The sequence below is a fragment of the Endozoicomonas sp. SESOKO1 genome (assembly GCF_024606265.1).
Taxonomy (GTDB): Bacteria; Pseudomonadota; Gammaproteobacteria; order Pseudomonadales; family Endozoicomonadaceae; genus Endozoicomonas.
This window is the reverse complement of record NZ_JAHHPP010000415.1, coordinates 1-11,649: the sequence shown is the minus strand read 5'-3', so window position 1 is coordinate 11,649 and position 11,649 is coordinate 1. Positions and strand designations below refer to the sequence as shown.

Below are 11,649 nucleotides of genomic sequence, written 5' to 3'. Positions count from 1 at the left end.
AGAAATTAGTCTCGGCTGACCCGCCCCTGAAGGGAGCGGGATTGCGCCTCAGTTTTGTTCTATTCCAGTCAATTTTTTCCTGCCCCTGCCTAATGGATTGGCAAGGCTCTGGTAACCTGACCTCAAATGCCTGAAACAGAATGTCATCGTTCTGAAATATACAAGTAATATTTCTGTAACATTCCCCCCCTATTCTGACTTCCATCGAACACAAACACGCTCAAAGCGTTACCGGGGGAAAAGAACCATGACGTTCTTCAAGTCAGTTGTCGTATCCTCAGTGTTGGCTGCCGCTGCTTTTTCCGCAGCAGCCAGTGCACAATCAATCAACGGTGCTGGCGCCAGCTTTCCGCACCCTATCTATGCCAAGTGGGCAGAAGAGTACAACCGGGAAACCGGCGTAAAAATCAACTACCAGGCCATCGGTTCCGGTGGCGGTATTCGCCAGATTACTGCCAAAACGGTTGATTTTGGCGCCACCGATGCTCCCCTGGATCAACAGAAACTGAATGATGAAGGCATGATTCAGTTCCCAATGGTGATGGGTGCCATTGTTCCGGTTGTCAATATTCCGGGCATTGAGCCAGGCGCCCTGAAACTGACCGGTGACATTGTTGCCGACATTTATATGGGCAAGATCAAAAAGTGGAATGACGAGCGCATTACCCGTATCAACCCGGACCTGAAGATTCCAGGACAATCCATCTACGTGGTACACCGCTCAGACGGCTCCGGCACCACTTATAACTTCACGGACTACCTGAGCCAGGTCAGTGAGACCTGGAAAAAAGACGTCGGCACCAATACTGACATTACCTGGCCTAAAGCGGCGACCACCATTGGCGCTAACGGCAATGCCGGTGTGGCCAATTTTGTCCGCCGCACCCGTGGTTCCATTGGTTACGTCGAGTATGCTTTTGCCAAGCAGAACAACCTGAGCCATACCCAGCTGGCCAGTGCCGAAGGCAAGTTTCTGCAACCGACCATGGAAACTTTCCAGGCAGCCGCAATGAACGCCGACTGGAAAAACGCTCCCGGCTTCCGCCTGCTGCTCAATAACCAGCCTGGCGCTGATTCCTGGCCAATGACCGCTGCCACCTTCATCCTGATGCACAGGGATCAGGTCGATGCCGGCCGCGCCAGAGAGATCGTCAGATTCTTTGACTGGAGCTATGAAAACGGTGGCGATATGGCCGAAGCACTGGATTTCATCCCCATGCCAAAGAGCGTCGTTGAACTGGTTGAAAACACCTGGAAAGCGCAGCTGACCCATAAAGGCACAGCCATCATCCAGTAAACCTGTGACGTTTATTTAACGTTTATTTAAAAAAGTAGGAAGGATTTCAGGGTAATGAGCTTGACGGCTCATTGCCCTTCTGACAGTTATGCATTCCACTACCAGTGCTCTCACATTACGACCTGGCGCAATCAACGGCGATTCGGTGTTCCATCGCCTCAGCTTTGCCAGTGCCGTATTAATCTTCCTGGTGCTGATCGGCATCATTCTCTCCCTGATTGATGGTGGCTGGCAGGCGCTGGCCAAATTTGGCCCCGGCTTTATCTTCAATAACACCTGGGATCCTGTCGGTGGTGAATTTGGTGCCGCAGCCGCTATTTACGGTACTCTGGTTTCATCGCTGATCGCCATTGTTATCGCCATTCCCATCGGACTCGGGACCGCCATCTTCCTGGCTGAACTGGCACCGGAATGGATCAGCAGGCCCGTGGGTATGGCCATTGAGCTACTGGCTGCGGTGCCCAGTATTATCTACGGCATGTGGGGCCTGTTCGTCTTCGCTCCCTGGTTCTCTGAAGGTTTCCAGTTCTGGGCGCTGGAGAATCTGGTAAATATCCCCCTGATTGGCCCCTGGTTTGATGGCCCTCCCATTGGCATCGGCCTGCTGACTGCGGGTATCATTCTGTCGTTTATGATCCTGCCCATCATCACCGCCCTGACCCGCGACGCCCTGAAAACCGTGCCGAACGTGGTTCGTGAGGCAGCATACGGCATTGGTGCTACACCCTATGAAGTGATTACCCGGGTACTGCTGCCTACCATCAAGAATGCGGCTGTCGGTGCGGGTATTCTCGGCCTTGGCCGTGCCCTGGGTGAAACCATGGCGGTTGCATTTGTTATTGGCGGTGCCAACCGTATTGAGACTTCGCTCTTTATGCCAGCCAGCTCCATCTCCTCCACCATTGCCCAACAGTTCAATGAGGCCACCAATGAGCTGCATATTGCCTCATTGATCAGCCTGGGTCTGGTGCTGTTTATCCTGACTTTTGTGGTTATGGGTGCGGCGCGCATCCTGTTGAGAAAGCGTTAAGGAGTCGGTGATGTCATTAAGAAAACTCAAAAACCAGGCATTTATCGGTTTCTGCATACTGTCAGCACTGTTTGGCCTGGTCGTGTTATCCAGCGTACTGTATAGCCTGGTTGGCAAGGGCATTGCCGGCATGGGGCTGCATATCTTTACTGAGTTGACACCCGGACCGGGTAGCCATGGCGGCCTGAAAAACGCCATTGTCGGCAGTTTGATACTGACCACCCTGGGCATTGTTATTGCGACACCACTGGGCATTCTGGCTGGCACCTGGTTGTCCGAAAGCAACAAGTCATCAAAAGCCGCAGAGATGCTGCGCTTTCTGAACGGCATGCTGATGAGCGCACCCTCGATCCTGATCGGCCTGTTCGTTTATAAGATGGTGGTGGTTACTACCGGTTCATTCTCTGGCTGGGCAGGTGCAACCGCCCTGGCCATTCTGGCACTGCCCATTATTGTCAGTACTACTGAAGAGATGCTGCGACTGGTGCCAACCACCCTGAAAGAAGCAGGCAGCGGCCTGGGAGCACCCCGCTGGCAGGTCATTACCAAACTCTGCTATCGCGCTGCCGGCCCCGGCATTATCACCGGCGTACTGCTGGCCATGGCCCGTATTACCGGTGAAACCGCCCCGCTGCTGTTTACCGCACTGAACAGCAACTACATGACCACGGACATGAGCCAACCCATGGCCAACCTGCCGGTGACCATTTACCAGTACGCCATGAGTCCTTATGAGTCATGGAATGAGCTGGCCTGGGCCGGCGCTCTGCTGATTACCACTTTTATTCTGATTATCAATATTCTGGCCACCGTGTTACCTCGCTGGCTGAAAGCAAGAAAGGCTGCCAAATGACCATGAATAACAACGTGAACGTTTTTATGGAAGAACGTCCTGAGCATATCGACAGTGTACAGGCAGTATCTGACGTTACTGTAACCGGACTGGAAAGTGCCAACCCGATGCCACGGATGGAAGTCAGGGATTTGAATTTTTTCTATAACAAGGGCGCTGAGCCTGCGTTGAAAAATATCAATATGCCCATTTACAACAACCGGGTCACTGCCTTGATCGGCCCCTCCGGCTGTGGTAAATCCACACTGCTGAGAACCATGAACCGTATCTATGACCTGTACGGCACTCAGCATGCCGAAGGCGAGGTACTACTGGACGGTGAAGATATTCTCAAGAGCAATGTGGACTTGAACGCGTTGCGCTCCAAGGTCGGCATGGTTTTCCAGAAGCCAACCCCATTCCCCATGTCCATCTATGACAACATCACTTTTGGCCTGAAAATGCAGGGTGGCATGTCAGCCCCACAAATGGCAGTACGGGCCAAGAAGGCGCTGAAACGTGCTCACCTGTGGAAAGAGGTAAAGGATAAACTGAATGCCGATGCCAGCAGCCTGTCTGGCGGACAGCAGCAACGCCTGTGCATTGCCCGTACTATTGCCCTGAAGCCCGAAGTCATTCTGATGGATGAGCCGACATCCGCACTGGACCCTCTGGCCACGGCAGCCATCGAGGAGCTGATTACCGAGCTGCGGGAAAAGTACACCATCGTGATTGTCACCCATAACATGCAGCAGGCGATGCGTATTTCTGATTACACGGGCTTTATGTACCTTGGAAAGTTGATGGAATTCGGTCCTACCGGGAAAATATTCCACAATGCTGATAACCAGAAGACACGCGACTATATTGCCGGGAACTTTGGTTGATATTTAGCCCCTGCTCTACACTTCAATAGCTTTAAGCATTGCCGTAGCTAAAAAACTGCTCATCATAAAGGAACAGGTTAATCCTGTTCCTCTACTGACTGACCATCCAGCTATCAGGCTGCTGCCCACGACAAATATCGAGATTCAACAAATAATAAATCAGTGTTTGTTATAAAAACTAACCAGCAGGTTAGTGATTTATCGGATAGCAAATAGTCAACTATCTTCATTTAGCTATTTAATCACTTAAACGCAGCATAAGGAATGATAAGATGACTCCCGGTACAGCTAATAATCAGATTTCACAGCCCTCAGCCAATATTGAACCTTCGTCTAAGTCAACCGAAGATTCTGCCAATGAATCAAACTGGTCAAACAGATCAGTGAAAGCGGCAAGTCTTAGTCTTGCAGGTTTCGCGGTCACTTCACTACTGAACCAGGATTCCCCCCCCGGCTCCTTTGGCCAATCGCTTTTACGGTATACGATTTCCCAGGTACCCGCCATGTTGTATCTATTGGCAACTACAAAAGTTGATCCATCATTGTTGATTAAACTTAACAGGAATCTGGAATCTTCAATATTAAAAGAAGCAGGAATTCCACAGGAAAGGGCAATTTGTGTTGTTAAATGCATAATGTGGCTAAACAAACCAGAAGACTTCCCTATTTTTGACTCCTCTGCTCTGAAAGACGCCTATGAAAAAATATATGAACAAAGTAGCAACCGCTACTACGGGATGGTGAATCATTTAGATTTAACAGGCTGGCAGTGTGATGCAAACTACATAGCAAACCCTGATTTTGTCAAAGAAGATTTACCACTTGCTGAATCTCCTCCAATAGATAGTTTAAACATTAACGATGCACTTTTTTGTATTACGACTCCCAAAAAAAATGAAGAAGGAAAAGAAGGAATTGCTCACGTATGTGTTGTACTTAAACGTTCAGAATCAGAGTTTATTATTTATGAGCCAAATGCTTCACTGCCCATAAAAACAGAAAATACCAAATCATGCATTGAAGAACTCGTCAAACTGGCTGAATTACAAAGACAAGAGTTTTTTTTATTCACTAAGGTTGTTCGGAAAAAAGAGTAATTTCGTCTTCAAAGGGGTTGAATTGTAAGCAATCGATTGGCATTACTGCCACTGATATAAAAGTCACCAATTCATTGCTCAAGCCTGAAGAATAACTACAGATATAAAAAATATTGTTATTCTTCCAGGTAATTCATCATGAGTCATGAGCGCATTGGCAACACGCCTTCCATTCCAAGCACCGATATCATTAACAAAAATGATACCGAGGCTTCTAAAGAAGAAACAGGCGTTGATCATCAGGGAAGAGAAATCAAAAGACTTGATGTTTCCAGACAGCCCCTGGATACCGATACTAAACCTGCCGAAACCGATCTACGGGACCGGGCAATATCGACAGACAGATTCCGGGGATTCAGAGACAATAAAACAACCCGGAAAACCAGAACAGCTGTGGACAATGCCATTACCCAGCTACAGCAGCAGGAAACAGTCAAGGATATCGCTACTACCCTTGATAACCTCACCGCCGTTCAGCGCGAGGCATTGTCCCAGAAGGAAGAAACACCCGTACATTGCAGAAAAATGCTTAATAGACGAGTTATTGCTGACAAACTCAGCAAATCCATTGCCAAATACCCTGAAGGGTTATTTAGAAAAAACACCTCCATATCCCAGCTCAATGCTGCCCTTAACGTCATGGATACTTCAGCTATCCCCGACGATCTGGTGAACAATCCGTTGAGCTGTGGCAACCTCTTCAAAAAAGCGATGTCAAAAGACAAAACTCTCACGATATCGTCTTTTAAAAGTGTCATGGCCACAAAAAAAGGCATCACAAAAGTTGACACGGCAGCTTTAAAAACAAAGCTTGCCAGTCTGACTGAAAAAATTACCCCGGACCAGAAAGATGCAATATCCATTAATCTTTCTGTCATCAAAAATGCATTTTATTTCGCACCTGCCACTGATGAATCCGAAGGAAAGCAACTCGTCACCAAAGATGATTTACTGGATATCTTCACAGACTCACTGTTTATATTTCCGCCGGTGAAAAAAACAAGCATAGAAAAAATGAATGCGCAAATTAATTCACAGAAAGAAGCAGGGAGAGCATTATTGAAAGCCATTTTGGAGATTACTACAGACAATGCAGGACTAGGCCCTCGTTCCTGAACTCCACCCCTGATTTTTGAAAAATTCAGTTTTTTTATTCTACAGCTTCCACTTCCGTTATGACGTAAACAGAAGTGGATGTTCCCAGCCAAATAACAACGGATCAGTGAGTATCCAACGGCTGAAAGGATTTAACCAACTCATCCAGCGCTTTCATCTGAGCCAGGAATGGTTCCAGCATGGATAAACGCAAAGCCGAAGGACCATCACAGCGGGCGTTGTCAGGATCCGGGTGAGACTCCAGGAACAGTCCTGCCAGACCAACCGCCATACCGGCGCGGGCCAGTTCAGTCACCTGGTGGCGGCGACCACCGGAAGCGGCCCCCATTGGGTCACGGCACTGCAACGAGTGAGTCACATCGAAGATAACCGGCGCACCGCCGCTCACCTGTTTCATGGTATGGAAACCCAGCATATCAACCACCAGGTTGTCATAGCCAAAGTTCACCCCACGCTCACAGAGAATCAAACGGTCATTACCCGCTTCACGGAATTTATCCGTAATATTCCCCATCTGACCAGGGCTGAGAAACTGCGGCTTCTTGATGTTGATGACCGCACCGGTTTTTGCCATGGCTTCCACCAGGTCAGTCTGGCGAGCTAAAAATGCAGGCAACTGAATCACATCCACCACTTCCGCCACAGACTGGCACTGATGGGGTTCATGAACATCGGTAATCACCGGAAAGCCGAAGGTCGCTTTCAGTTCCTGAAAAATTCTCAACCCTTCATCAATGCCCGGACCACGGTAGGAGGCGATTGACGAACGGTTAGCCTTATCAAAAGAAGCCTTGAAGATATAAGGAATACCGAGTTTTTCAGTAACCCGTACATACGCTTCTGCCACTTTCATGGCCAGGTCTCTTGATTCCAGTACGTTCATCCCGGCAAACAGGACAAACGGCAGGTCATTGGCGACCTGAATGCCATTAACATCAACAATTTTGCTTTTCACAAACGTTCCTTCAGGCTTTCCAGAAAAGAGCCTGCAGACGCAGGCATCACCGATTGGCTTCAGTTGGCACCGTGCCTGTAAGCCAACGCGGCATTAATAAAGGCAGAAAACAGACCATGGCCATCACGGGGCGTTGAGGTAAATTCCGGGTGGAACTGACAGGCGACAAACCATGGATGGTCAGGAATCTCAACGATTTCTACCAGGCTACTCTCCTGGCACTCGGCGTCTGAACGACCGGCAATCACCAGGCCAGCGTCTGCCAGTGTCTTGACGTAATGGTTATTCACTTCATAACGGTGACGGTGACGCTCGGTAATCACATCCCGGCCATAGGCTTCACGAGAGAGTGTACCGGCAACCAGGTTACAGTTCTGGGCACCCAGACGCATGGTTCCACCCAGATCAGAGCCCTCGTCACGCTTTTCAACCAGACCGTCAGCATCAATCCACTCAGTAATCAGACCAATCACCGGATGGGCAGTCTGACGGTCAAATTCAGAACTGTTCGCCCCTTCCAGGCCGGCAACATGGCGGGCATACTCAATAACAGCCACCTGCATGCCAAGACAGATACCCAGGAAAGGAATCCTGTTCTCACGGGCATAGCGTACGGTCTCGATCTTGCCTTCAACACCGCGGTGACCAAAACCACCGGGCACCAGAATGGCAGACACACCTTCCAGGGCGCAAAGCCCCTCCTGCTCAATGGTTTCCGAGTCGATATAACGAATATTGACCCTGGTACGGGTTTTCAGGCCGGCATGCTTGATCGCCTCAATCAGCGACTTATAGGCATCCAGCAGTTCCATGTACTTGCCGACCATGGCGATAGTGATCTCTTCGGAGTAGTTAAACTCACGATCCACCACATCGTCCCATTCAGAAAGGTCCGCTGCCTGACAGCCCAGGTTGAAACGATCCACAATGATCTGATCCAGACCCTGCCCATGCAGCATCCGGGGAATTTTGTAAATACTGTCCGCATCTTCCAGGGAGATAACCGCGCGCTCTTCAACGTTGGTAAACAGCGAGATCTTGCGGCGGGCCGAGGCATCGATGTATTGCTCACTGCGGCAGACCAGGATATCCGGCTGAAGACCGATGGAACGCAGCTCTTTAACCGAATGCTGGGTCGGCTTGGTTTTGGTCTCACCGGCGGTTTTGATGTAAGGCACCAGCGTCAGGTGCATCAGCATGGCTCGCTGGGAACCCAGCTCTACCTTCAACTGACGAATGGCTTCCAGGAATGGCTGGGATTCGATATCACCAACAGTTCCCCCCACTTCCACCAGGGCGATATCTGCATCACCGGCACCGCTGACCACCCGGCGCTTGATCTCATCAGTGATGTGCGGAATAACCTGTACAGTACCACCCAGATAGTCGCCACGACGCTCTTTACGCAGTACGTCCTGGTAAATACGGCCAGAGGTAAAGTTATTACCCTGCTTCATGGTGGTACGGATAAAACGCTCGTAATGCCCCAGGTCCAGGTCAGTCTCTGCACCATCTTCGGTAACGAAAACCTCACCATGCTGGAAGGGACTCATGGTACCCGGATCAACGTTGATGTAAGGATCCAACTTGAGCATCGTCACCTTGAGACCACGTGCCTCAAGAATGGCGGCGAGAGATGCCGATGCGATGCCTTTGCCTAACGAGGAAACAACACCGCCGGTGACGAAAATATAACGCGTCATGCTTACCTGCTGTGAATCAAATTAAAAGCGGGGTGAAAAAGAGAGTCTCAAGATGGGATATCAGGATACCAAAACTGACGGTAAACGTAAAACCGTTATCCGGCCAATTGTTGGATAATCGGTTATCAAAACCCCTCGGTTTTCCGAAAGGGAGCCAGGTTATCTGACGCTTTTCCAGCTTAGGAAAATATCCTCGACATCGGCTGAGAGGTGATCAACACAGCGCTCATCGACACAGCTCTCATCAACACAGTGCCAAAGCCCGGGAGCGGCTACCATTTGGTCACCATCAAACACCAAAGGCAGAAATTCTCTCAGCCAGGGTGGCACTTTATAATCCTGAAACCATTTTTTCAGTGTCTTTCGGCCTTGTCGTCCGACAATGGCAAACTTTTCATCCCCTGAAATATGGCAACGGCGTTTCAACAGTAACGGTTTTTGTGGCAATCGGATGGCTCTGCCATTTTGCGCCTGGTCACAACTGCAGATCAGGGACCGGTCCCCCAACACCACTATTGGCTCTTTCTGCCAGTTCCATATCATCGGCTCAAATGCCGGCAAGTTCTCTTCTTCGTCCAGCACCACCAGCATTTGCTGGTAGCGCGTCAGGGTAAAGCGAGATGAAACTTTCAGCAGAGGCTCGGCGTCGATGCGAGCCTCAACCACTTGAGCAAAGATATGTTCAAGGATTTCTCTTGAAGGGGATTGTATTCCCTGCAGTTTCAACCACTGGCGAACCACTCGTCGCCGGGAGCTGGCATCGAGGGATTTCAGCGAAGCTATGTTAATCAGCGGCTGCTGGTCAAGTAGCCATTGGGGGCGATACTCAACACAGTATTTCAACTGATCGGCCGTTTGCTGCTGCACGGTCTGATTGATCTGACCCACTTCCCGCACAAATTCAACCAATCGTTCAGACGCACCCGGCCAGCGCTCTTCCACCATGGGAATCAGTCGCTGACGAAGAAAGTTACGGGAAAAGCGTTCATCCGTATTACTGTCATCATCAATAAACTGAAGACCATTGACCCGGGCGTAATTTTCAATAGCCAATCTCGGCACATTCAGTAAGGGCCGTAGCAACAGCCCATTACCCAGGGACCTTTTTTCAGGAATTCCCTGAATACCATCAGCGCCGGTCCCCCTGAATAACCTGAGCAGGATCGTCTCAGCCTGATCATCACGATGATGTCCCTGGAGCAGACAGCCTCCCTTCTTTAAAGCATTCTCAAATACCCGGTATCGGGCATCCCTGGCGGCCTGCTCCAAGCCATACCCTTCATTCTCCAGACAAATTCTGGCTATCGTCAGAGGCACCTGCCACTGTGCACATATGGACTGGCAGTGTTCAGCCCACTGATCAGCGTAGCGGCTCAAACCATGGTGAATATGAACGGCGTGCACATCAGAGATACCTCCCTGGTCACGCAGGCAGGCCAGCAAATGGAGTAAAACGGTAGAGTCAACACCACCACTGAATGCAACCATTAATGGGCATGGTAACTCAAGACTTGAACATAGTTGATCAAGTACCCACTCAGGACTGAGTGGGTGACAGGAATCGACCCCTGCACTCGGTTTTGAGGCCGTTTTTACCATCGTTTTAGAAATCGTTTTAGGAATCAAAGCGCCCCAAAATCCCTGATTTTCTGGTAACGATTTTCCAGCAGGGTATTGCTGTCCAGTGCCGAAAGGATATTCAGCTGGGCCACCAGCGTTGTTTTCAAACTGGCAGCCGCGGCTTCAGGATCACGGTGCGCACCACCCAATGGTTCTTCCACCAGGGTATCCACCAGACCCAGCTCTTTTAAACGACCGGCAGTTACCCCCATGGCTTCTGCGGCGGTAGAAGCGTACTCGGCTTTTTTCCAGAGAATGGAGGCACAGCCTTCAGGAGAAATAACGGAGTAGGTTGAATACCCCATCATCACCAGATGATCACAAACCCCAATGGCCAGGGCGCCACCGGAACCACCTTCACCGATCACCGTAGAAATCACTGGCACTTTCAGGCGCGACATCACCGCCAGGTTGTAGGCAATCGCCTCACTCTGGCCACGTTCCTCGGCACCAATACCGGGGTATGCTCCCGGCGTATCAATAAAGGTCAGGACAGGCATATTGAAACGCTCTGCCATTTCCATCAGGCGACAGGCTTTGCGGTAACCTTCCGGTTTTGGCATACCGAAATTCCGGCGGACTTTCTCTTCGATCTCACGCCCCTTCTGATGACCGATCACCATGACCGGCCGCCCCTCCAGTCGAGCCATACCACCAACAATGGAAGCGTCATCGGCAAAATGGCGATCCCCATGGAGTTCATCAAACTCGGTAAAAATATGGCGAATGTAGTCCAGCGTATAAGGCCTTCTGGGATGCCTGGCCAGCTGGGCCACCTGCCAGGGAGAAAGGTTGCTGAAAATGGCATCCGTCAGACTACGACACTTATCCTGCAGTGTGGCAATCTCTTCTGTAATATTCAGTTCTGCATCACTGCTGACCAGCCGAAGTTCTTCTATCTTGGCTTCCAGTTCTGCAATAGGCTGTTCAAAATCCAGGTAATTCGGGTTCATGAAATCCACTTATCATGGCCGGAGAGTAAATAGAGACCAAAATACGTAAACACCGCCGGAAAGTCGAGTTAAAAAGCGTAATCACCTGTAAACAAACCCTCAGTACTGCAGCCCTCAAAAGTTGTCTGGAAATAACTTCCCTATTTTCATTGCCTGACT

At 50.0% G+C, this 11,649-nt stretch carries 10 protein-coding genes; 6 read left to right on the top strand and 4 right to left on the bottom strand.

The features are described 5' to 3' along the window. Positions 1–247: 247 nt before the first annotated feature. The 6 genes from pstS to KDK13_RS18910 all read left to right on the top strand — a co-directional run bounded on the left by pstS (position 248) and on the right by KDK13_RS18910 (position 6,259). Positions 248–1,297, top strand: a complete 1,050-nt coding sequence (gene pstS / locus KDK13_RS18935) for a phosphate ABC transporter substrate-binding protein PstS (protein ID WP_257286570.1) — start codon at positions 248–250, stop codon at positions 1,295–1,297. A gap of 88 nt (positions 1,298–1,385) precedes the next feature. Continuing rightward, on the top strand, positions 1,386–2,327 hold the full coding sequence (gene pstC, locus KDK13_RS18930) for a phosphate ABC transporter permease subunit PstC (protein WP_257286569.1): 942 nt from the start codon (positions 1,386–1,388) through the stop codon (positions 2,325–2,327). A gap of 10 nt (positions 2,328–2,337) precedes the next feature. Then, positions 2,338–3,180 carry a phosphate ABC transporter permease PstA gene (gene pstA / locus KDK13_RS18925; RefSeq protein ID WP_257286568.1) on the top strand — a complete coding sequence of 281 codons (843 nt, stop codon included), beginning with the start codon at positions 2,338–2,340 and terminating at the stop codon, positions 3,178–3,180. A 107-nt stretch (positions 3,181–3,287) separates the two neighbouring features. Continuing rightward, positions 3,288–4,046 carry a phosphate ABC transporter ATP-binding protein PstB gene (gene pstB, locus KDK13_RS18920; RefSeq protein WP_373692258.1) on the top strand — a complete coding sequence of 253 codons (759 nt, stop codon included), beginning with the start codon at positions 3,288–3,290 and terminating at the stop codon, positions 4,044–4,046. A 272-nt stretch (positions 4,047–4,318) separates the two neighbouring features. Beyond that, positions 4,319–5,143 carry a hypothetical protein gene (locus KDK13_RS18915; protein ID WP_257286566.1) on the top strand — a complete coding sequence of 275 codons (825 nt, stop codon included), beginning with the start codon at positions 4,319–4,321 and terminating at the stop codon, positions 5,141–5,143. 393 nt (positions 5,144–5,536) lie between these two features. Beyond that, on the top strand, positions 5,537–6,259 hold the full coding sequence (locus KDK13_RS18910; protein WP_257286565.1) for a hypothetical protein: 723 nt from the start codon (positions 5,537–5,539) through the stop codon (positions 6,257–6,259). A 103-nt stretch (positions 6,260–6,362) separates the two neighbouring features. Here KDK13_RS18910 and kdsA read toward each other — a convergent pair whose 3' ends face one another. From kdsA to accA, 4 genes are all read right to left on the bottom strand, one after another. Next, entirely contained in the window at positions 6,363–7,214 is an 852-nt protein-coding gene (gene kdsA, locus KDK13_RS18905; protein ID WP_257286564.1) for a 3-deoxy-8-phosphooctulonate synthase, read from the bottom strand. 59 nt (positions 7,215–7,273) lie between these two features. Further along, entirely contained in the window at positions 7,274–8,917 is a 1,644-nt protein-coding gene (locus tag KDK13_RS18900; RefSeq protein WP_257286563.1) for a CTP synthase, read from the bottom strand. A gap of 159 nt (positions 8,918–9,076) precedes the next feature. Further along, positions 9,077–10,405: a tRNA lysidine(34) synthetase TilS gene (tilS, locus tag KDK13_RS18895; RefSeq protein ID WP_257286562.1), complete on the bottom strand. Its 1,329-nt coding sequence runs from the start codon at positions 10,403–10,405 to the stop codon at positions 9,077–9,079. A gap of 134 nt (positions 10,406–10,539) precedes the next feature. After that, on the bottom strand, positions 10,540–11,490 hold the full coding sequence (accA, locus tag KDK13_RS18890) for an acetyl-CoA carboxylase carboxyl transferase subunit alpha (RefSeq protein WP_257286561.1): 951 nt from the start codon (positions 11,488–11,490) through the stop codon (positions 10,540–10,542). Positions 11,491–11,649 lie beyond the last annotated feature (159 nt).

What these genes read in the sequence shown, in the direction of transcription:
- pstS (WP_257286570.1), top strand. Translation starts at nt 248, where the DNA reads ATGACGTTCTTCAAGTCAGTTGTCGTATCCTCAGTGTTGGCTGCCGCT.
- pstC (WP_257286569.1), top strand. Translation starts at nt 1,386, where the DNA reads ATGCATTCCACTACCAGTGCTCTCACATTACGACCTGGCGCAATCAAC.
- pstA (WP_257286568.1), top strand. Translation starts at nt 2,338, where the DNA reads ATGTCATTAAGAAAACTCAAAAACCAGGCATTTATCGGTTTCTGCATA.
- pstB (WP_373692258.1), top strand. Translation starts at nt 3,288, where the DNA reads ATGCCACGGATGGAAGTCAGGGATTTGAATTTTTTCTATAACAAGGGC.
- KDK13_RS18915 (WP_257286566.1), top strand. Translation starts at nt 4,319, where the DNA reads ATGACTCCCGGTACAGCTAATAATCAGATTTCACAGCCCTCAGCCAAT.
- KDK13_RS18900 (WP_257286563.1), bottom strand. Translation starts at nt 8,917, where the DNA reads ATGACGCGTTATATTTTCGTCACCGGCGGTGTTGTTTCCTCGTTAGGC.
- tilS (WP_257286562.1), bottom strand. Translation starts at nt 10,405, where the DNA reads ATGGTTGCATTCAGTGGTGGTGTTGACTCTACCGTTTTACTCCATTTG.
- accA (WP_257286561.1), bottom strand. Translation starts at nt 11,490, where the DNA reads ATGAACCCGAATTACCTGGATTTTGAACAGCCTATTGCAGAACTGGAA.